At 60.0% G+C, this 22,837-nt stretch carries 11 protein-coding genes; all 11 read left to right on the top strand.

Translation table 11 applies throughout. From position 1 onward, the window contains the following. Positions 1-123 precede the first annotated feature (123 nt). The 11 genes from nrdD to ileS all read left to right on the top strand — a co-directional run bounded on the left by nrdD (position 124) and on the right by ileS (position 22,288). Entirely contained in the window at positions 124-2,514 is a 2,391-nt protein-coding gene (nrdD, locus tag LKG04_RS04005; RefSeq protein WP_291759420.1) for an anaerobic ribonucleoside-triphosphate reductase, read from the top strand. A 385-nt stretch (positions 2,515-2,899) separates the two neighbouring features. Further along, a complete protein-coding gene (gene nrdG, locus LKG04_RS04000) occupies positions 2,900-3,601 on the top strand; it encodes an anaerobic ribonucleoside-triphosphate reductase activating protein (RefSeq protein ID WP_291759418.1) in 702 nt (233 codons plus the stop codon). Positions 3,602-3,915: 314 nt separating this feature from the next. Further along, entirely contained in the window at positions 3,916-8,841 is a 4,926-nt protein-coding gene (locus tag LKG04_RS03995) for an acyl-CoA dehydratase activase-related protein (RefSeq protein WP_434734834.1), read from the top strand. A 218-nt stretch (positions 8,842-9,059) separates the two neighbouring features. Next, the gene (locus LKG04_RS03990) at positions 9,060-9,218 is read left to right on the top strand and encodes a hypothetical protein (RefSeq protein ID WP_291759414.1); all 159 of its coding nucleotides are present in this window, start codon (positions 9,060-9,062) and stop codon (positions 9,216-9,218) included. Positions 9,219-9,432: 214 nt separating this feature from the next. Then, positions 9,433-10,704, top strand: a complete 1,272-nt coding sequence (locus LKG04_RS03985) for a glutamate-cysteine ligase family protein (RefSeq protein ID WP_291759411.1) — start codon at positions 9,433-9,435, stop codon at positions 10,702-10,704. 287 nt (positions 10,705-10,991) lie between these two features. Next, a complete protein-coding gene (locus LKG04_RS03980; RefSeq protein WP_291759409.1) occupies positions 10,992-13,070 on the top strand; it encodes an ABC transporter ATP-binding protein in 2,079 nt (692 codons plus the stop codon). Beyond that, positions 13,067-15,082, top strand: coding sequence for an ABC transporter ATP-binding protein (locus tag LKG04_RS03975; protein WP_291759406.1), 2,016 nt, complete (start codon positions 13,067-13,069; stop codon positions 15,080-15,082). The genes LKG04_RS03980 and LKG04_RS03975 overlap by 4 nt, the downstream gene beginning before the upstream one ends. A 32-nt stretch (positions 15,083-15,114) precedes the next feature. Beyond that, positions 15,115-16,071: a nucleoside hydrolase gene (locus LKG04_RS03970; protein WP_291759404.1), complete on the top strand. Its 957-nt coding sequence runs from the start codon at positions 15,115-15,117 to the stop codon at positions 16,069-16,071. A gap of 241 nt (positions 16,072-16,312) precedes the next feature. Then, positions 16,313-17,305: a ribokinase gene (locus LKG04_RS03965; RefSeq protein WP_291759879.1), complete on the top strand. Its 993-nt coding sequence runs from the start codon at positions 16,313-16,315 to the stop codon at positions 17,303-17,305. 358 nt (positions 17,306-17,663) lie between these two features. Next, on the top strand, positions 17,664-18,530 hold the full coding sequence (locus LKG04_RS03960) for an aldo/keto reductase (protein ID WP_291759402.1): 867 nt from the start codon (positions 17,664-17,666) through the stop codon (positions 18,528-18,530). Positions 18,531-18,934: 404 nt separating this feature from the next. Next, positions 18,935-22,288 (top strand): mupirocin-resistant isoleucine--tRNA ligase, encoded by a 3,354-nt coding sequence (gene ileS / locus LKG04_RS03955; protein ID WP_291759400.1) that lies wholly within the window; start codon positions 18,935-18,937, stop codon positions 22,286-22,288. Positions 22,289-22,837: the final 549 nt, after the last annotated feature.

The raw sequence follows: 22,837 nt of genomic DNA, 5'->3' as shown, positions 1-22,837 counted from the left end.
TAAACACTATATGTAGGTAGGTCACTTCGCGAATTTACTAAATAGGGTGCCGGGGTTATAGTTAAATCAACTTACATCAATGTAGTTTTGTGCGGCTCAAGGCGGGCTCCGAGGAGGATGCAGATGGAAGTACAGGTGCAAGACGCTACCGGCACACGCAGCGCGACTGCCGTTGTGCTCGTGGAGAAGCGCGATGGGCGCGTAGTCGAATTCGATCCGGTCAACATCATCGGCGCGGTCAAATCCGCCTTTTCCGATCTGGGCAAAGAGGTGGGGCCCGAAGAGGAGCAGCTTATCCGCGATATCGCCAATCAGGTTGAAGGCGAGATCAAGGAACGCTACAACGGCCCGGCCAAAATCGAGGACATCCAGAACCTGGTCGAACACGGACTCGTCGAAGACCACCTGTACGACGTGGCGCGCACATATACGAACTACCGCCTAAGCAAAGACATCGAGCGGTCCAAGGCCACCGATATCAACGAGGCCGTCAATCGGCTGGTCAACCGTGACGAGTCGCTGGTGCGCGAGAACGCGAACAAGGATTCGAATGTCTACGCCACCCAGCGCGATCTGCTGGCCGGTGCGGTGTCCAAGGCCTCGGCCTTCTCGATGCTGCCCGATGTAGTCGCCAACGCTCACATGAAAGGCGACATCCATTTCCACGACGCCGATTATTCGCCGTTCACTTCGATGAACAATTGCTCGCTGCCGGACTTCGGCGACATGCTGGCGCATGGCTTCGCTCTGGGCAACGCCATGATGGATTCGCCCAGATCGATCGGCACCGCGGCAACGCAGATCACGCAGATCATCAAGGACATCGCCGGCGCGCAATATGGCGGCCAGACCGTCAACCGCGCCGATGAAATGCTCGAGCCGTATGCCGAAAAGGATTACGAGAAGAATCTCAATGCCGCGCACGCGATGATACCCGATATCATGCCGACCGAAGCGGTCCGCGCCATGATCGAAGGGCTGAAGGCGCAGGAGCCCGACAACCTGCATTTCGAAAACCGCGAGCCGCTGCCTGCGGACGAGCCATTCCATAAGGATGCCCCCGAGCTTGAGCAGCTGCGCGAGATCTATGCGAAGATCACGACCCGCAAGGCCATCTACGACGCGATGCAGACCATGGAATATCAGATCAATTCCAACCGTGTCTCCAACGGCCAGACACCTTTCGTCACCGTCGGCTTCGGACTGGGAACCTCATGGTTCGCCCGTGAAATCCAGCGCGCGATCTTCCTTAACCGCATCCGCGGCCTCGGCAAGGATCGGCTCACCGCCATCTTCCCCAAACTGGTTTTCACCATCAGGCACGGCGTGAATGCCGACAAGGGCGACCCGAACTACGACATGAAGCAGCTGGCCTTGGAATGCTCGGCCAAACGCATGTATCCTGACGTGCTCTTCTACGAGAATATCGTCAAGATCACAGGCTCCTTCAAGGCCCCCATGGGGTGCCGCTCATTCCTGCAAGGTTGGATCAATCCCAGGACCGGCAGGGACGAAGAGGACGGACGCATGAACCTCGGCGTCGTCACCGTGAATATACCGCGCATCGCCTTGGAATCCCACGGCGACAAAGATCGCTTCTGGAAGCTGTTCGCCGAGCGCATGGGCATCGCGCATCAGGCGCTGCAGTTCCGCATCATGCGCTGCAAGCAGGCCAAGCCGGTCAACGCGCCGACCCTGTTCCGCTATGGCGCTTTTGGCCGGCTCGGGGCCAATGACAACGTCGACCAGCTTTTCAACAACAGGCGCGCCACGATTTCGTTGGGCTACATCGGTCTGTACGAGGCGACCGCTGTCTTCTATGGCAAGAACTGGATGCGGGACCACGGCTGGGATCCGCAAGGCAAGGAGTTCGCACTCTCTATCGTCAGGCGCATGACCCAGCTGTGCAGGCAGTGGGAGACCGAGGAGGGATACCACTATTCGGTGTACTCCACCCCTGCTGAAAGCCTGACCGACCGCTTCAACCGCATGGATCGCGAAAAGTTCGGCAAAGTCGAGGGCGTCACCGATCACGACTTCTACACCAACTCATTCCACTACCCGGTCTGGCTGTCGCCCACGCCGATGGAGAAGCTCGACTACGAGAAGGACTTCCCGTACTACGCGGCTGGCGGCTTCATCAACTACTGCGAATTCCCCTGCCTGCAATCCAACCCCAAGGCGCTGGAGGCAGTATGGGACTACGCCTATAACATTGGCATCGGGTACCTGGGCACCAACACGCCGATCGACCACTGCTTCGTCTGCGGCTTCGAAGGCGACTTCGAGCCCACCGAGGAAGGCTTCAAATGCCCTGAGTGCGGCAACGCCGACCCTGACAAATGCAACGTCACCAAGCGCACCTGCGGATACCTCGGCAACCCGGTGCAGCGTCCCATGGTGCACGGTCGCCATGAGGAGATCGCCCACCGTGTCAAGCACATGAGCGGAGAGACGGGGCATGTGACGTTAAAGGATGGCGAGGAGCGCGAATGGTTCGAAGAAACTAAGTAGGTGACGTGTCGTTTGGTCTGATCGGTTGAATGGTCAGTTTGATTTTGTCTGCTGCCTGCGATGCTGGGTCTAGGCGCTCTGATGTGAGCGGTCCCTGCCTGTACGTACGCTCTGGTGTCTTTTATGCGGAGTAGTTCTTAGCGGATTTTGCCCGTTAGCATTGAAGCTTGGTTTGGATTAGGCGATGCCCGGCTGCATGAACGGCAGCAACGGGCTACGCGCGTTCGTCGCAGCCGTGGCGGCTGCTCCTTTCGCCTGCGGACAGCCAGTCCACAGGGCTGTCCGCTTAACGGCTCAGCTCGGAACGTGTCGAGCGTCGTCCCCATCCCAAAGCCCACCATCTGAAACATGGATATCAATAATATTGCACAGAAAGGAGACCGGGATGGCGCAGGGTGCGTTGCATGATTTTGCTCGGACTGATGTGAATCGAGGGCCGGGTGTTCCTTGTGCGTTGAGCAATAATCCCCGGGCGGGGCAGTGGCGCAGCGACCGGATGAGCCATAATACGGTCGCTGATTACAAACGGTTTTTGATGACTGATGGCGAGGGGATTCGCTGCTCGCTGTATGTCTCCGGGTGCCCGTTCCATTGCGTAGAATGCTATAACGCATCCATCTGGGACTTCCGGGCTGGGGCCGAGTATACGGCTGGGCTTGAGGACAAGATCGTCGCGGATATCGGCCAGAGCTTCGTGCAGGGCATCACGTTCCTTGGCGGCGAGCCGTTGCTCAATACGGGCATCCTCATACCGTTGGCCAGACGGCTGCGCAAAGAATTCGGCCATGATAAGGACATCTGGTGCTGGACCGGATACACGTGGGAGGAACTGATGCGGCCGGGGGAGAGCGAGGACAAGCTCGAACTGCTGCATCTGATCGATATTCTGGTCGACGGGCGCTATATCAAGACGCTGCACGACTCGTTGTTGCAATTCCGCGGTTCAAGCAACCAGCGCATCATCGACGTGCCGCAGTCCTTCGCGCAAGGCAGGCCGGTGATCTGGGCCAAGCTGCATGACCAGGAGCGTTTCATCCCCGAGGTCTACGGCAAAGACCGTGCCAGCGGCGAAGGCGATGCGTCGTAGTTTTTTACGCGTGATTCGAAGATGAAGAAGGGGCGTGTTCAGGGCAGTTTCAGCTCATCGCGCACCATCCCGATTCGGAGGAACGACGTTCAACTCAGTACAGTGTCTTGCGTCTTCCACACGACTCTAACTCTACATGCCAGGTGAGTATTTCAATAACTTATTCGCATATGCATGGCCTACGTCTGGGCGAATCGCTTGGCAAGAACACGCCTTAGGGCTGACATGGCAGCGGACTATTGTGTGGTCTAGGTTCTCGGGCGAAGCTGCGAAGCGGAATGCGGCGGCGCCCGGCGGCTCCCGAGGTATTGGAGATGCACATGGCGGATGCGGCGGACGTGACATTGGCGCGGCGGCGTGCGGCCAAGCCGCTCAGAGTCGGATTGGATATCGGCTCGACGACGGTCAAGGCCGTCGTGCTTGGCGGCAGCGACAGCCTCGGCGATGTGCTCTTCTCCGATTATCGTCGTCATCACGCCAATGTCCGTGCCACCGTCGCCGGGCTGCTACAGGATATCCACGCCGAACTTGAACGGCGTGGCCGCGGCGATGACTTGATCCGCTTGGCGATCACCGGTTCGGGCGGGCTAGGGCTTGCCGACCATATGCATGTGGCCTTCGTGCAGGAGGTCATCGCCGAAACCCGGGCGATCGACCAAGAGTATCCGCAGGCCGATGTCATCATCGAGCTGGGTGGCGAGGACGCGAAAATCACGTATCTGAAGCCTACGCCCGAGCAGCGCATGAACGGCTCGTGCGCAGGCGGCACTGGGGCGTTCATCGACCAGATGTCGACGCTGCTCGACACTGACGCCGCCGGTCTGAACAAGCTGGCCAAGCAGTATCAGACCTTGTACCCGATTGCTTCTCGTTGTGGCGTATTCGCGAAATCGGATCTGCAGCCGCTTATCAACGACGGTGCGGCGAAGCCTGATCTGGCGGCGTCGATTTTCACCGCCGTGGCCACGCAGACCATCGCCGGGCTGGCTGCAGGACGCCCGATTCACGGTACTGTGGTGTTTTTGGGCGGTCCGCTGTTTTTCATGTCCGAGCTGCGCGGGGCGTTCGGCCGCGCGCTTGAGGGCAAGGTCAGCGAATTCATTACGCCGACTGACGCGCATCTGTATGTCGCGTTCGGCGCGGCGCTGCTCGCCGGCGAGGACGACCAGCTCGACCCGAGTCAGCATTTCGAACCGCGCGGCTGCGTGGAGATACTCGAGCAATTAGCAGCCCTTGAGAACCTGCCGAGCGATACGCCCACGATGCCGCCGCTGTTCGACGCTGAACAAGACCGCGAGGATTTCAACGTTCGTCACCACCGCGAGCATATCCATATCGGCACGCTCGAGGGCGCGCACGGCCCGCATTTCCTTGGCGTAGATGCCGGGTCGACCACCATCAAGGCCACACTGGTCAACGACGACCGCGAAATCGTATGGTCGTCGTATGCGACGAATGACGGCAGCCCGCTGACCGCCGCCGTTGACATCGTCAGGAACATTCAGGCCGAGCTGCCCGATGGCGCTTATATCGCCCGCAGCTGCGCCACCGGCTATGGTGAAGGTCTCATCACCGCCGGGCTGCATCTGGACGAGGGCGTGGTCGAAACGATGGCACACTATCGCGGTGCGGAAATGGTGAGCCCTGGAGTCACCGCCGTCATCGACATCGGCGGCCAAGACATGAAATACCTGGCCATCACTGACGGAGTCGTGGACTCCATTGCTGTGAACGAGGCATGTTCCTCGGGCTGCGGCTCCTTCCTGCAGACCTTCGCGCAATCGATGGGATTGAGCATCGAAGACTTCACACAGGCCGCGCTACGCTCCGACCATCCAGTCGACTTGGGCTCGCGCTGCACGGTGTTCATGAACTCCTCCGTCAAACAGGCGCAGAAGGAAGGCGCGTCGATGGAGAACATCGCTGCCGGGCTGTGCTACTCTGTCGTGCGCAACGCGCTGTACAAGGTCATCAAGCTGCGCGACTCCGGCGAACTGGGCGATACGGTTGTGGTGCAGGGCGGCACATTCCTCAACGATGCGGTGCTGCGTGCCTTTGAGCTGCTTACCGGACGCGAGGTCGCCCGGCCGAATATCGCGGGGTTGATGGGCGCGTACGGCGCTGCGCTGACCGCGCGCATGCACTATGTTGATGCGGCCGATGATGTCGTTGCGCACGCCCACTCCGGGCACACGCTCTCATCTGTCCTTTCCGGCGAGGCGCTCGACAACCTGTCGATGACCTCCGAACGCGATGTGTGCAAGCTGTGCCAGAACCGCTGCAAGCTCACGATCACGACCTTCCAGGACGGCTCGCGCTATGTGACCGGCAATCGCTGCGAGCGCGGCGGCGACGCCAAGAGGCAACGCTCCGACCGGCCGAACCTCTACGACTACAAGTACAAGCGATGCTTCGCCTACCGCCGGCTCACCGATAAGAAGGCCTACCGCGGCTCCATCGGCATCCCGCGCGTGCTGAATATGTACGAAAACTATCCCTTCTGGTTCACGCTGCTCTCCTCGCTTGGCTTCAAGGTCATGATTTCAGGCCGTTCGAGCCACGAGCTGTTCGAAGACGGCATCGAGTCGATCGCCTCCGAGAACATCTGCTACCCTGCCAAACTGGTGCACGGGCACATCAAGTGGTTGCTGGGCAAGCACGTCGACACGATTTTCTACCCGTGCGTCTCCTATGAGGAAGAGCTCGTCGAGAACGCCGACAACCATTACAACTGCCCGGTCGTAGCCAACTATCCGGTCGTGATCGAGGCGAATATGCCTGAATTGCGCGACTCCGGCGTGCGCTACATGAGGCCCTACTTCAATCTCGCCAAACATGAACTTATGGTCGACCGCATTCTCGAAGAATTCGCTTGGGCCGATGTCGGCCGGGACGAAGCCGAGCGGGCCGTCACCGCCGCCTATGCGGAAGACAAGATTTTCAAGAACGACGTGCAGACCGAGGGGCTGCGCGCACTGGCCTATATGAAGGAACACGACTGCCGGGGCATCGTGCTCGCCGGCCGGCCATACCATATCGACCCGGAAATCAACCATGGCATTCCCGAAACCATTTGCGCGCTGGGCATGGTGGTGCTTTCCGAAGACTCCGTCTGCGAGCTGCACCCCGGCGACGATCTGCGGTTGAGCGAGTATCTGAGCGAAGGCGAGCACGACCCTCGCACGAAGGACGCCGCAGGCTTCATCCATGTTGGCGGCCGCAAGATCACCGCGATGCCGCTGCGCGTCACCAATCAGTGGGCCTACCATGCGCGGCTCTACGCGGCGGCCAATTTCGTGGCCTCCTATCCCGGGCTTGAACTGGTGCAGCTCAACTCTTTCGGTTGCGGCCTCGACGCGATCACCACCGATCAGGTCAGCGAGATCCTCGCCGACAAATCCGACGTGTACACGCAGCTCAAAATCGACGAGGTCAGCAACCTGGGTGCGGCGAAGATCCGCCTGCGTTCGCTCAAGGCAGCCGTCGAAGAGCGCGAGGCGAGTAAGACGCATCCCACGCTGCCCGGCAGGCATGACGAGGCGGCGCTGACTGCGCTGAATGACGGCATTGCCCAGGCGCAGGCCAAGGTCGAGCAGGCGCAGCGGCAACTGGACGCCGCCAAGGCTGCCCTGCTCGCAGCGCAGGGCCAATATGGACAGGCGCGCGATGTAGGGAATGCTGCGGCGTCGAAGCTTGGAGCATTGCGCAAGGCCGTGTTCCGGAAAACTGGTCCGCAGGCGCCCACGCCCGGACGCCAAGTCATGCTGGACGCGGTGATGGCGGCAAATCCCAAGCTCACAGAAGCCATGCGCGACGCCGCGCGCCTGGCGAATAGGAAAGTCGCGCAGGCCGATTCGGTTGGCGGCTCCGAGGGCGTTGCGTCAGCCGCTGAGAGTGGCAGGGCCGCCAAGGGCACGGCTCGCCACAACAACGCCACGCTGTCGCGCTATGCGAACAAGATCCCCTTCGGCAAGTCGATGAAAAAGGATTACACAATCGTCGGCCCGCAGATGAGCCCGGTCCACATGTCGCTGGTGGAGGCCGTGATCCGCTCGGGCGGCTACCATTTCGACCTGCTCGCAACCGCGAGCCATGAGGACGTCGAGCTCGGCCTCAAATACGTCAACAACGACGCCTGCTACCCGGCCATCATGGTGGTCGGACAGCTCGTCGATGCCATCGTGCAGGGCAAATACGACCCCGACAAAGTCGCATTAGCCATCACGCAGACCGGCGGCATGTGCCGTGCGACGAACTATTTCGGCTTGATCCGCAAGGCGCTGGTCGACTCGGGCTATCCGCAGATCCCCGTCATCGCCCTGAGCACGCAAGGCATCGAAGACAATCCCGGCTTCAGGGTGACTCCCGTGCTCGTACATCGTGCCATCAAGGCGCTGATCGTCGGCGACCTGCTGATGAAATGCCTGTACCGTGTACGGCCCTACGAGGCCGATCCGGGCAGCGCGAACAGACTCTACGAACTCTGGGACACCATCGTGCGCGAAACCATCGAGCATCATGGTTTTTCAGACAGCGCCAGACGCGAATTCGGCAGACGTTACCTGCCGTATCCGGTGCTGCTCAGGAAAATCGTGACGAGCTTTGACACGCTGCCATTGAACCGCAAGCCGCGCAAGCCCCGCGTCGGCGTCGTCGGCGAGATCCTAGTCAAGTACCATCCCGATGCCAACAACCATCTGATCGACGTGATCGAATCGCAGGATTGCGAGGCGGTCGTGCCCGGCATCATGGAGTTCATGACCACCGCGCCCTACATCGCCGATTGGAAAGAGCATCACCTCGGCATGGGCGGAAACCGGGCGGCCTATGCGGCGATGCGCTGGGGATTGGACCGGTATCTGGGCCCTGTGCGCCGGGCGATCGGTCTTGCGCATGGCAAGTTCAGCCAGGACACCCCGATGCCTGAGCTGGTCGAGATGGCCGGCGAAGTAACGTCGATCGGCGTGCAGGCGGGGGAGGGCTGGCTGCTGACCGCCGAGATTATGGAGCTCATCAAATCCGGCTGCCCCAATGTCGTCTGCGCGCAGCCCTTCGCCTGCCTGCCCAACCATGTGACCGGCCGCGGCATGTTCGGCAAGATCCGCCGCCTGCACCCCGAGGCCAACATCGTCTCCATCGACTATGACCCGGGCGCGTCGGAAGCCAACCAGCTCAACCGCATCAAACTTATGATCGCCGCGGCGAAGAAACGCCATCAGAAGCTGACCTCGGCCGACTGATCGTTCTGATTTGGCCCAACCGGCGAATCGGCGGTGGATTCTCGCGGTCATAATGTGCCAGTTGCAGCGGCATGGCGTTCAAGACTTCGTTGCCCGGTCGAGTCAGGCAACGAAGAGCCGGGTTTCCATTGGCCCTAATATCTCGGGGGCGCGCGGTGACATGTTCGACGATTTGCGATGCCGCTTGCCTTCGTGGTGTCCGTGACGAGATAACTGGTATGCCCGTGATTGCGGCGATTGCGCCTTCCTTGACGGCGGAGGAAAGCCATGATATCCCCGGTCTCATCGTCATCGTCATCGTCATCGCCGTGGCAGGACTGATTGTCGTCGCCGGCAGGTGGCTGTATTCCGCGCGAGCATCACGAGCATTTTTCTGACCTGCGTTCATCGCTGTCCTTCGGCTACTTCCACGATGCGATCTTCGCCGCAGCGGGCGCGTTCTCGGCTGGCACCGTCGTCGCCGTACTCGCCACTGAAATCCGCCGTCACAATCGTCATAATGAAGTCAACGCCTAGCACCTGGCTTCGCTATCGATTTTTCGTATAGCGTGAAGTCTGCGTCTTCCAGCCGGGGCGGATACGATAGCGCTCATGAATACACCACGCATCAGCTACGCACATCTGATCACCACGGTCAACCCTAGGCATGTGGCGAGTTTGGTGCGATTCTTCGAACACGGAGCCAAATCGGAGCGCGAGAACGGCTATGGCGTCGAGATCGAGCATCTGCCGGTGCACAACGGCAGCGACGAAGCCGTGAATTACTACGAGCCCAACGGCATCGAAACGCTGCTGGATCGTTTGCGACCCTATTATGACGCCGATGAAGAGCACTGGGAGAATGGCCGGCTGGTGGGCTTGGGACGCAAGGGCATTGGCATCTCATTGGAACCGGGAGGCCAGCTCGAATGTTCGATCGGCGTGCTGCACCGGCCTGAGGAGCTGGTTGGCGAATATGGCACGTTCCGCAAACAGATCAATCCAATTCTCGACGATCTGGGCATTCGCCTGATCAATTACGGCTATCAGCCCAAAACCAGTTATGCCGATGTGCCGCTGAACCCAAAAAGCCGATATGCTGCGATGACCGAATACTTGGGCCGTGTCGGCAAGTTCGGCCCATGCATGATGCGATGCTCGGCCTCCACCCAGGTCAGCATCGACTATCACAATGAATACGATGCCATCGAGAAGCTGCGCATCGGCACGGCCATCGGGCCGATCATGGCATGGTTCTTCCGCAACACGCCGTATTTCGAAGGGCAGACGAATCCCTATCCGCTGTTGCGTCAGCTCATGTGGGATACGCAGGATCCTCAGCGCACTGGCATCATCCCCGGTCTCTACGATTCGCGATTCGGCTGGGAGGACTATGCAGTGGACGTGCTTTCTACGCCGCTGATGTTCGCCGACCTTACTCATACCCCTGAGGCCAGCAGCCTGCCAGACCCGCAGAAACACCGCGTTGCCTTCCGCGACAACGCCGGCGAGATATACCCCGACCGGGAGCTCAATGCATATGAAATCAACCATGTGCTCTCCACGCATTTCAACGATGTACGGCTCAAGAATTTCATCGAGCTACGGCATTGGGATTCGTTGCCCATCGACCGTGCCGAGCGATTGACGGAGATCGTCGGCTCGCTGTTCTACGACCGCGCGAACCGGGAGCGACTCGAATCGTACTTCGGGGGCATCAACGAATTTGATGTGATCGAGACGAAAACGGATCTGCAGGCCCATGGCGCGCACAGCACGCCGTATGGCCAGCCCTTGGCCTTCTGGCAGGAGTTTCTCGGCCTTGAAGGTCTGCTGGCGGACGAACCTGGCGACCCAAAGCATCCCGACGTGTTCCAAGCGTAAGGCCCGACTCGGTCACGATTGCTCGATATCGCCGAAAATAGGCGATATGGCGGCGTTTAGCATGCCCAATCGACGATTGCCGACACTCATGCTCGGGGAGGAACCCCGAGGCAATTATCCATCTGTCGGAGCATGATATTCACAGTTGAATATCGCTTCGACTGCGGCCCAATTCTCCCCGTGATCCCGGCTGAACCGGATTGCTCACAGGCAGGTCATCCCAGTCTCAGGCGTGTGCGCGGTCGATGCTTCCCATCATCGATCCAAAAAGGCAAGGAGACAATCAGGTGGCACGAGCAGTGACGGCGGAGGAAGCGCAGCAAACCCAGGAACCGGCGCACCAGCGGCATTTGATCCGTACGTTGCTGGGCAGTTTGCGCGAATATCGCAGGCCCAGCCTGCTCGGGCCCCTGTTCGTAGTCGTCGAAGGCACGCTTGAGATTCTCATCCCGACCTTGATGGCGTTGCTCATCGACGAAGGCATCACGGCCGGTTCCATGCCCGCCATCTGGCGGTTCGGGCTGATCCTGCTGGCGTGTTCCGCGGTCTCGCTGTTCTCGGGGTATATGTCCGGCAAGTACGCGGCCATCGCCTCCGCTGGTTTTGCGAAGAACATCCGGTCGGATCTGTTCGCAAAGGTGCAGTCCTTCAGCTTCAGCAATATCGACCGCTTCTCGACCGGTTCGATCATCACTCGGCTCACCACCGACGTGACGAATCTGCAGAACGCCTATCAGATGGTGGTGCGGCTGGGCGTGCGCGCCCCCGTGATGATCATCATCTCTTGGATTTTCACCTTCCGCATCAACACGCAAGTCTCTCTGGTGTTCCTCGCCACCATACCGGTTCTCGCGGCGGTGGCCATCGGCTTGGTACTGGTCGTCCATCCGATCTTCGAGCGGGTGTTCCACACCTACGACCGGCTGAACAATGTGGTCGACGAGAACATCCAGGGCATCCGCGTGGTCAAGTCCTACAACCGCGAAAGCTACGAAGTCGGCAAGTTCGGCAGGATCTCGCAACTGATTTTCAAGGACTTCAGCCTCGCAGACAAGATTCTGAGCTTCAGCATGCCCGCCATGCAGCTGTGCATGTACGTGCTCATGATCCTTATCTCGTGGATCGGCGCGCAGCAGATCGCGGCCTCTGGAAACAATGCTGCGCTGGGTCTGACGACGGGCGATCTCACCGCGCTGGTGACCTATGCGATGCAGATTCTCATGTCGATCATGATGCTCACGATGGTGTTCGTGATGATCATCATCTCACAGGCGTCGGCGGAGCGCATCGGCGAAGTCATCAATGAAGAAAGCACGGTGCGCGACCCGCAGCGGCCGGTGGACGCCGTCGCCGACGGCTCGATCGACTTCGACCATGTGATGTTCCGGTATTCCGAAACCGGCGAGAGACCGGTGCTGAACGATATCAACCTCGCGATCGCCTCTGGCCAGACAGTCGGCATCGTGGGTGGCACAGGCTCGTCGAAGTCCAGCCTTGTGCAGCTGGTTCCCAGACTCTACGATGTGACTGGTGGCTCGCTGAAGGTCGGCGGGCGCGATGTGCGCGAATATTCGCTGGAAGCCTTGCGCGACCAGGTGGCCATGGTCTTGCAGAAGAACGTGCTGTTCAGCGGGACCATCGCCCAGAATTTGCGCTGGGGCAATCCCGATGCCACTGACGAAGAGCTGGTTCACGCCTGTCAGCTCGCGCAGGCGGATGGGTTCATCAACGAATTCCCGGACAAGTACGACACATACATCGAGCAGGGCGGCTCGAACGTCTCCGGCGGGCAGCGGCAGCGGCTGTGCATCGCCAGGGCGTTGCTCAAGCATCCGAAGATCCTGATTCTCGACGATTCCACCAGTGCAGTGGACACCAAGACGGATCGGCTGATCCGCGCGGCCATGCATAGCGAAATCCCTGACACCACGACGATCGTCATCGCCCAGCGCGTGGCATCCGTGCAGGAATCCGACCTGATCGTGGTCCTTGAAGAAGGCGAGATCCTCGCTACGGGCACGCACGAGGAATTGCTTGAAAGTTGCGAGGAATACCGCTCCATCTACGAGTCGCAGACCAAGAACCGGGCGGCCGGGCCTGCTGAGGCGGTCGAGGCGGCGGGCCGGGAGACTGCCATTGGGCAGCCGGCCATTCATGTGCCGGAGCTTGAGGTGCCGATCATCAAACAGGCGACTATCGGACGTTCCTCCACTGAGGAAGTGGGTGCTGAGGAAGTGGACACTGAGGAAGTGGGTGCTGAGGAAACAGGCAGCGGTGAAGCAGACGCTGGGGGCATAGCTAGGCAGGCAGCTACCGGCCAATCAACCATCGGCCAATCAACCGCTGAGGAAGGAGGCGCGCGATGAGCGAATCCACTTCATTCAAGGAGCGTAAGCTCGCTCCACGCCGTGCGAACTGGGGAATCATCAAACGCATTTTCGGCTATATTCTCCAGTATCGTTGGCGCGTCATCGCCATCGTCGTGTGCATCTTTGCCGGCTCTGCGGCCCAAGCAGGGTCCGCGCTGTTCCTGCAGTCGCTGATCGACTCGTATATCCTGCCTCTGGTCGGCGAACCCAGCCCCGATTGGGGGCCGCTGATCCGCGCGCTGACATTGATGGCCGTCCTCTACGCCATCGGCACGCTCAGCACCTGGCTGTGGAACTGGTTGATCGTCAAAGTCGAGCAGGGCACGCTCAAAACGATCCGCGACCAGATGTTCGCGCACCAGCAGCAGCTGCCCATCCGCTTCTTCGACACCCATGAGCATGGCGACGTCATGAGCCGCTATACCAACGACACCGATACCCTGCGGCAGGCGATTTCGCAATCCTTCCCGCAGATGTTCGCCTCTGGCGTCTCGGCTTTGGCAGCTTTGATCGCCATGCTGTGGCTTTCCGTGCCTTTCACCGTATTCACCATCCTGTTCACCGTGCTGCTCATTGCGGTGGTCCGTATGCTGGTCGGCCGCAGCGGGTTGTATTTCGTGCGCCAGCAGCGCTCGCTGGGTGGGGTCAATGGCTTCGTCGAAGAATCCGTGAACGGCCTGAAAGTCATCAAGGTGTTCAACCACGAGCATTCCACCGCCGACACCTTCAACAAGAAGAACGACGAACTGTTCGATGCGGCGGCGGCCGCCAATACATACGGCAACATCCTCATGCCGATCATCGGCAACATGGGCTATCTGCTTTACGTGCTGCTGGCGATCGTCGGCGGCATCACCGCCATCGCCGGCTGGCCGAATCTGGGGCTCACTGGCGCGAGCGCGTTCACGCTCGGCACCATCATCTCCGTGCTCACGCTCTCGAGGGCGTTCATCAACCCGATCGGCCAGGTTTCGATGCAGTTCAACATGGTCATGATGGCGTCTGCCGGCGCCTCGCGCATCTTCGCGCTGCTGGACGAGCCGGTCGAAAGCGACAGCGGCTCCGTGCAGCTGGTCAACGTCGAAGTCGGCGAAGACGGCCACACGCTCACCGAGGTCGATCACGAAACCGGCAAATGGGCGTGGAAACGTGAGGCAGGAGACGACGGAACGCGCTCGCTGGCGGCTGCGGAGAAACTTCAGGGCTCGGCCCGCGAGGTGGCGCTCAAGGCCAAGGAAAACGCTGTCACTTCGCGGGACGGGCGCTATACCCTGCTGCGCGGCGATGTGCGCTTCACTGACGTGACCTTCGGCTACGACCCGGACAAGCCGGTGCTCCACGACATCACATGGTTCGCCGAGCCCGGTCAGAAGATCGCGCTGGTCGGGGCGACCGGCGCCGGCAAAACGACCGTCACGAATCTGATCAACCGTTTCTATGACATCCAGCAAGGGCAGATCCTGTATGACGGCATAGATGTGAGGAATATCCAAAAGCCTGACTTGCGGCGTTCGCTCGGCATCGTGCTGCAGGACGTGAACCTGTTCACTGGCACGGTGATGGACAACATCCGCTACGGCCGTCTCGATGCGAGCGACGAGGAGTGCATCGCAGCCGCGAAGCTCACCAACGCCGACGGCTTCATCCGCATGCTGCCCAACGGTTATCAGACAGTGCTCGAAGGCGACGGGTCAGGCCTGTCCCAAGGTCAACGTCAGCTGATCTCCATCGCGCGCGCCGCCGCAGCCGACCCGCCGGCCATGATTCTTGACGAGGCGACATCCTCCATCGACACCCGCACCGAGGAAGTGGTGCAGGCCGGCATGGATGCGCTCATGAAAGGCCGCACCGTGTTCGTGATCGCGCACCGGCTCTCCACCGTGCGCAATTCCGATGTCATCATGGTACTCGACCACGGCCGCATCATCGAGCGCGGCTCGCACGAGGAGCTGATAGCGAAGCGAGGGGAGTATTACCAGTTGTATACCGGTGCTGTGGAATTGGAATAGCAGGCATTTCCTCGATAACGAAAGATGTGTACATGAAAAAGCTGATTTTGGATCTGGACACCGGCGTGGACGATGCACTCGCGATCTCGTACGCGCTTGGCAGCCCGGAAGTCGAGCTGATCGGCATCACCGGCACCTATGGCAACGTACTGCTCGACCAAGGCGTGCGCAATTCTCTGGCCGTTACCGATTTGCTTGGCCATCCGGAAATTAAGGTGTACAAGGGTTTGCCGCATGCCAGCGCCGCCGATTCCTTCGCGGTGGGCGAGGCTTCCGCGTTTATCCACGGCGAGAACGGCATCGGGGAGGTGACTATACCGGATTCGAATCGTGAGCCGGAGAGCGAGCCGGCCATCGATTTCATCATCGATGCGGCCAAAACCTATGGCAAGGAACTCATCTACGTGCCGACCGGTCCGATGACCAATATTGCGGCGGCGCTGCGCAAGGCGCCGGAGACTGCCGATCGGCTCGGCGGCATCGTGCTCATGGGCGGCGCGCTCACCGTGCCTGGCAATGTGAATGCCTGGACTGAGGCCAATATCTCCCAGGATCCGGAGGCCGCGGACTACCTGTTCCGCTCTGGCACTCCTGCCACAATGATCGGCCTTGATGTGACACTGCAAACCTTGCTGACCTACAGGGAAACGCAGCGTTGGCGCGATTTGGGAACCACGGCAGGCGCATTCCTCGCCGATATGACCGACTATTACATCAAAGCGTATGAGACCACTGCCCCGCATCTGGGCGGCTGCGGCCTGCACGATCCGCTGGCAGTGGGCGTAGCGGTGGATCCGACGCTGGTGACCACGCTGCCGATCAACATGAAGGTCGACGTCGAAGGCCCTACGCGCGGGCGCACCATCGGCGACAACGATCGGCTGAACGACCCGGTCAAGACGACGAAGGTGGCGATTGGCGTCGATGTGAGGCGCTTCCTGAATGAGTTCATGACCCGGATTGCGGCGCTGGCGCAGGCCGCCGGCTGACAGTTGCGTGACGTTTCCCCTCGTTTTGTGACGTAAAACGGCATTATATTCGGCGGGAACGTCGGCGTGCAGCATTGGTAAAGGCGCTAATCTTGCAACAGGCAATATCGCAGATCCAGGCTTGTACGGACATCGCTGTTGCTGTTCGAGCCAAGCCTGACGGGGCGAGCATACGCCAAACGTCTTGATTGGATATTCGGGGAAAGGAAACGCAATGACTACCGCAACGACTGATGCTGCAATGAGTGACGAGACTAACACGACAACGAACAATCCGGTTCTTGCTGCGCTAAGCCGCATCCACGGCACCGTCTCCGTCGTCGGTTCGATGAACGCCGACTACACGGTCACCACCGAGCGTTTGCCCAGACCTGGGGAGACCGTCACCGGTGACCCGCTGCGGATTCTCCCCGGTGGCAAATCCGGCAATCAGGCGGCTGCAGCTGCGCGTATCGGCGCCGATACGTGGCTGTTCGGCGCGGTCGGCGAAGACGCGAACGCCGACTTCCTGCTGGGCAAGCTCGGCGATGCCGGCGTTGACACGGCGAATGTGCTGCGCGTCGAAGGCCCCAGCGGCACCACGGTGATCACGGTCGATGCCCATGGCGAGAACACTATCGTGTATTCGCCCGGATCGAACGCACAGGTCAGCGCGAAGTACATTGAATCGATGCGGGAGAAGCTGGTCTCTTCCGGCGTGCTGGGGCTGTGCCTGGAAAGCCCCATCGAGACGGTGACGGCCTCCGCCAGAATTTGCCACGAGGCCGGTGTGAAGGTGCTGATCAACAACTCGCCATTCATGCCCACGTTGCCGCAAGAGCTGATTGAATTTTGCGATATCCTGCTTGTCAACGAGCACGAGATGGCGCAGATGCTTGATGTCGTCGAACCGGAAAACGATGATTGGAGCGCTTTCGACTGGGATCAGGCATTGGATCAGCTGCGAGAGCTCGGATTCGAACAGACGATCGTAACGTTGGGCGGCGATGGTTCGGTGGTTTTGGATGCGACTGATGTGACTCCTATCGCGCCAGTGAAGGTCACCCCGGTGGACACCACCGGCTGCGGCGACGCATTCATGGGTACCGTGCTGGCTGGTCTCGCCTCTGGCTTCGCGCTGCGCGACGCCGCCCAACTCGCCTCCTACGTCTCCGCCTACGCGGCGACCGGACTCGGTGCGCAAGCCTCATATGGCAACGTCGTCCAGATCATGAAGCGTTTCATCGGACGGTGAAACGCCTGTTTCAACCTCTTTCGGCCTACAGGGGTCGCTGCAATCTCATGGGAATTGTTTAACCACCGGTTATCGGCGTTGCATGGGGCGTAAAATCTGTGGCATCATGGGTGTCGTCGTCTGAAAATGGCGCTTCATGGCCGTCTGATACTCGTCTCTCCGTGAAATGGCGCCGCACATAACGCAGATAGGCCTCCGCAAGAATGGAATAACGCCGCACACAACGCAGATAGGTGCGTGCGACAGGAAAATACGCTGCACGGCACAACTTTGTAAACGCCGTCCAGCAGCAGAAAGATATTGTGGATTATGCGAGCGAGCACCTCTGCATGAACGTTTTCGACAGAAAGAGAACGATATGAATGTCACGAGAGATCTTCAAGTCGAATTGCCCGACGGCAGCATGATGCCCCGGCTCGGCATGGGTACATGGTATCTGGGGGAGGGCCGGCGTCCGCAGGATGCGGAGATCCAGGCGCTTCGCGCCGGTCTGGACGCGGGCGTACAGCTCATCGACACCGCGGAGATGTACGGTGAGGGCGAGGCTGAGCGATTGGTTGGCAAAGCCATCTCGGGCTACTCGCGCAAAGAACTCTATCTGGTTTCCAAGGTGTACCCATACAATGCCGGCCGCACTCATCTGCGCGAGAGTTTGGAAGCGAGCCTCGACAGGCTCGGCACGGATTACCTCGACATGTATCTGCTGCACTGGCGTGGTTCCGTCCCGCTGGCCGAAACCGTGGCCTGCATGCAGGAGGCCGTGAACGAAGGCCTGATTCGTCGTTGGGGCGTTTCGAACTTCAATCTGACAGATATGCAGGAGCTGCTGTCGCTTGACGGCGGCTCGAACTGCTGCGTGGACCAAGTGCTCTACCATTTAGGTTCGCGCGGCATCGAGGTGGATCTGATGCCGTGGCTCGCCGAACGGCATATTCCGGTGATGGCATATTGCTCGCTTGCCCAGGCGGGGAGCCTGCGACGCGGTCTGGTCAGCGATCGGACAGTGCGGCAGGTCGCGCGGGAACACGGTTTCACTCCGATGCAGGTGCTGCTGGCTTTTGTGTTGCATCAGCCGAATATCATCGCGATTCCGCGCAGCGGCAGCTCGGAGCATACGCTGGAAAACGCGGATGTGCTGGGCAATCCGCTTGCCGACCAAGAGTTCGACGCACTGAGCCACGCGTTGCCCGCGCCGAATCAGCCGGTTCCGCTCGACATGGAGTAATGCTCCTGCGCGCGATTGCGGCGGCTGGCGAACAAGATGCCGAACTGTCCTCAGATCAGTGCTAGTATGCCAAGCAGTATGGCGTTGATCCGTTATCAGCGGGGAGTCTTCGGAAGAACGATTGCAGTCGTCCGGTCTGCTTTGACCGCTATTGAATCAGGGCGGCAGGAGGGTCGCAATCCAGTAGAACCGACGGGTCCGGCCCGACATAGCCGGATCGAGCGGCCGTGCGCGGGTCTCGTGGGAATATGGCGAGATGAACATACGGCAAGCGAGGTGGTACCGCGGTTGCGGTTGCCGACAGGCCGGACATGCCGATTGAAACAGCACGTTCCGGCGGCTTCGGTGCCGTTGTCGTCCTCGTGGGTTGTGTATGACGAACCTGCCAAACGAGGAGAACTGCGGTGAGTGAAACCACCAATTCGAATGCCGAATCTCAGCATGTGTATCCCAAGGCCGCTGCCGGCGAGCAGAGCGCGCATGTCGCGCCGAACCCGAGCTTCCCGGATCTCGAAGTGTCGGTGCTCGATTACTGGGATAAGGACGATACTTTCAACAAGTCCGTCGAACGCAACCCCTCCGGCGACCACAGCCAGAACGAGTTCGTCTTCTTCGACGGCCCGCCTTTCGCCAACGGCCTGCCACACTACGGCCACCTGCTCACCGGGTATGCCAAGGATGTGATCCCGCGCTATCAGACCATGAAGGGGCGCCGCGTCAACCGCGTCTTCGGCTGGGACACGCACGGCCTGCCTGCGGAGCTCGAGGCGCAAAAGGAGCTGGGCATCGAGTCGGTCGACCAGATCGAGCAGATGGGCATCGAGAAGTTCAATGACGCCTGCCGTGCGTCAGTGCTCAAGTACACCGGCGAATGGCAGGATTACGTGCATCGCCAGGCGCGTTGGGTCGATTTCGAGCACGGGTACAAGACGCTCGACATCCCGTACATGGAATCGGTGATGTGGGCTTTCAAGCAGCTCTACGAGAAGGGCTTGGCATATCAGGGTTACCGCGTGCTGCCGTACTGCCCCAAAGATGAGACGCCGCTGTCCGCGCACGAGCTGCGCATGGATGCCGACGTCTATCAGGACCGTCAGGACACTACCGTTTCGGTCGCGGTCAAGCTGCGCGACGAAGAGGACGCCTACGCGGTCTTCTGGACGACTACGCCGTGGACTGTGCCGACCAACTTCGCCATCGTCGTGGGCGCTGACATCGATTATGTTGAGGTCAAACCAACGACTGGCAAGTTCGCGGGCAAGAAGTTCTACCTCGGCAAGCCGTTGCTCGGCTCGTATGCCAAGGAGCTGGGGGAGGACTACGAGGTCGTGCGCGAGCTCAAGGGCAGCGAGATGGTCGGCTGGCGCTACTGGCCGGTGTTTCCGTACTTTGCGGACGACAAGGCCACGGCCGAGGGCGGTGTGCCCGGGCCGAACGCCTATCAGATCCTGTTGGCGGACTACGTCGATACTGTCGAGGGCACCGGCCTGGTGCATCAGGCGCCTTATGGCGAAGATGATATGAACACGCTGACCAGATATGGCATCGTATCGACCGACGTGCTCGACGCAGGATGCAAGTTCACCAACGCCTGCCCGGATTACGAAGGGCTGTACGTATTCGACGCCAACCTGCCGATCCTGCGCAATCTGCGCGCCGGCGACGGCTCACTCGCGCAGATTCCGGCCGAGCATCGCGCACTGCTCTTCCAGGAGAAGAGCTACGTGCACTCCTACCCGCACTGCTGGCGCTGCGGCACGCCGCTGATCTACAAGCCGGTCTCCTCGTGGTTCGTCTCGGTCACGAAGTTCAAGGACCGCCTGCTGGCGCACAACCAGGAGATCAACTGGATCCCCGAGAACGTCAAGGACGGCCAGTTCGGCAAATGGCTGTCGAACGCGCGCGACTGGTCGATCAGCCGCAACCGTTTCTGGGGCTCGCCCATCCCGGTGTGGGTCTCTGACGATCCGAAGCATCCACGCGTCGATGTGTATGGCTCGCTCGAGGAGCTCAAACGCGATTTCGGCGACTATCCGCGCGGGCGCGACGGCAAGATCAACATGCACCGGCCCTTCATCGACGAGCTGGTGCGCGTCAACCCCGATGATCCTACGGGCAAGTCGCATATGCACCGGATCAGTGACGTGTTGGACTGCTGGTTCGAGTCCGGCTCGATGTCGTTCGCGCAGTTCCATTACCCCTTCGAGAACAAAGAGTATTTCGAGCAGCACTTCCCGGCCGATTATATTGTGGAATACATCGGCCAGACACGAGGCTGGTTCTACCTGCTGCATGTGATGGCCACGGGCCTGTTCGACAGTTCGGCGTTTGAGAACGTGATCTGCCATGGCATCGTGCTCGGCAGCGACGGCCAGAAGATGAGCAAGCACCTGCATAATTATCCGGATGTGAACGGCGTGTTCAACGACTACGGCTCCGACGCGATGCGCTGGTTCCTCATGAGCTCGCCGATCCTGCGCGGCGGCAATCTCATCGTCACCGCCGATGGCATCCGCAACACCGTGCGTCAGGCCATGCTGCCGATCTGGAGCTCGTACTACTTCTTCACCCTGTATGCGAACGCCGCCAACCATGGGGCGGGCTTCGACGCGCGGCTGCTGCGCCCTGACGAAGTGGCCGGCCTGCCGGCGATGGACCGCTATCTGCTCGCCCGCACGCGCATGCTGGTCGAGTGTGCGCAAAAGGCGCTGGACGATTTCGCGATCTCCGACGCCTATGCCGCGGCCTCGGACTTCATCGACGTACTGACGAACTGGTACATCCGCAACACGCGCGACCGATTCTGGAACGAGGATCCGGACGCGTTCAACACGCTCTACACCGTGCTGGAAACCTTCATGCGCGTGCTCGCACCGCTCGCACCGATGGAAGCCGAAGCCGTGTGGCGCGGGCTGACCGGCGGCGAATCGGTGCACCTGATGGATTGGCCGTTCGTCAAGGACGCACAGTCCGGTGAGGATACCGAGCTGGGCAAGGTACTTGTTGCCGATCAGCAGCTGGTCGCCGCGATGGAGAAGGTCCGCGAGATCGTTTCCGCCACGCTCTCCCTGCGCAAGGCGGAGCAGATCCGCGTGCGCCAGCCGCTGGGGCGCTTGACTGTTCTGGTCGATGACCCGACTGGCGCTGCCGGCTACGAGGAGCTGCTTAAGTCTGAACTCAACGTCAAGGATATTGAGTTCTCTACCATCGAGGACGCACCCAAGCACGGCCTGAAAGTCATCAATGACCTGAAGGTCAACGCCCGCGCAGCCGGTCCGAGGCTTGGCAGGCAAGTGCAGTTCGCCATCAAGGCCTCCAAGTCCGGCGCATGGCATGTGGACTCTGCCACCGGTTCGCCGGTCGTCCAGACACCGTCTGGTGACTTGGCGCTGGTCGAGGGAGAGTACGAGCTCATCAACCAGGTTGAGGAAAGTGATGCCGCGGCCGGCGTCGCGGCCGGCGCTGTATCGTCCACGCTGCCGACCGGCGGCTTCGTGATTCTCGACACCGCGCTAAACGCTGACCTGCTCGCCGAAGGCTACGCCCGCGACGCCATTCGAGCTGTCCAAGACGCCCGCAAGGACGCCGGTCTCGACATCTCCGACCGCATCGCGCTGCGCCTGACCGTGCCAGTTGCCGACGCGCCAAAAGTCGAACAGTTCCGCGAACTAATCGCTGCCGAGACGCTCGCCACGAGTCTGGACGTGGTGCCGGATGACGCGGTGCAGGAGCTGGGAGTGAGTGTGGAGAAGGCGTGATGTTGCCTTGTGCTGATTGGTACTAAACGGCGGCGTCGGGAATGAGTGGTTGGTCATTTCCCGGCGCTGCCGTTTAGTTGCATTGGCGTAGCACGGCTGGGAGTTCAAATGTTGCGGACAACAATCGATGAGGAAGAAACGCCTTATGGTAGTACTGAAAATCATTATAGGCGTATATGCGCTGCTGATGATTGCTGCATCCGCGCAAAACATGGTGAAAGAGCACGACACCAAGAAAACTTTTCACTGCATGAACTTCCTCGTGAGTCTGTGTCTAATTCTCTCTCTGATTTTCACGGAGGGATACTGCCTTGTATTCTCGGTTTCGATGCTGTTAATTGGATATCAAGTTCTTCCCGTATATCGAGGCGTGTCTACTCATTCATTTCATTGGTAGCACCATATCGCTCGCTATATTATAGTGATATGGACTGGGTTTTGTTCCTGATTTCCCCTAGGTAGGGAATGATGGAATTATGAGTACGAGATATACCAAGGAGTTCAAAGAACGGGCGGTCAGGCTGTTGGCTGACAGCCGGGAGAATTACT

The sequence above is a fragment of the Bifidobacterium sp. genome, assembly GCF_022640935.1.
Taxonomy (GTDB): domain Bacteria; phylum Actinomycetota; class Actinomycetes; order Actinomycetales; family Bifidobacteriaceae; genus Bifidobacterium.
The sequence above is the reverse complement of the archived record's forward strand: the minus strand, read 5'-3'. Positions and strand labels throughout refer to the sequence as shown.

Coding starts and splice junctions, on each gene's coding strand:
- LKG04_RS03985 (WP_291759411.1), top strand. CDS start 9,433: ATGAATACACCACGCATCAGCTACGCACATCTGATCACCACGGTCAAC.
- LKG04_RS03960 (WP_291759402.1), top strand. CDS start 17,664: ATGAATGTCACGAGAGATCTTCAAGTCGAATTGCCCGACGGCAGCATG.
- LKG04_RS03995 (WP_434734834.1), top strand. CDS start 3,916: ATGCACATGGCGGATGCGGCGGACGTGACATTGGCGCGGCGGCGTGCG.
- nrdD (WP_291759420.1), top strand. CDS start 124: ATGGAAGTACAGGTGCAAGACGCTACCGGCACACGCAGCGCGACTGCC.
- LKG04_RS03990 (WP_291759414.1), top strand. CDS start 9,060: ATGCCCGTGATTGCGGCGATTGCGCCTTCCTTGACGGCGGAGGAAAGC.
- nrdG (WP_291759418.1), top strand. CDS start 2,900: ATGGCGCAGGGTGCGTTGCATGATTTTGCTCGGACTGATGTGAATCGA.
- LKG04_RS03975 (WP_291759406.1), top strand. CDS start 13,067: ATGAGCGAATCCACTTCATTCAAGGAGCGTAAGCTCGCTCCACGCCGT.
- LKG04_RS03965 (WP_291759879.1), top strand. CDS start 16,313: ATGAGTGACGAGACTAACACGACAACGAACAATCCGGTTCTTGCTGCG.
- LKG04_RS03970 (WP_291759404.1), top strand. CDS start 15,115: ATGAAAAAGCTGATTTTGGATCTGGACACCGGCGTGGACGATGCACTC.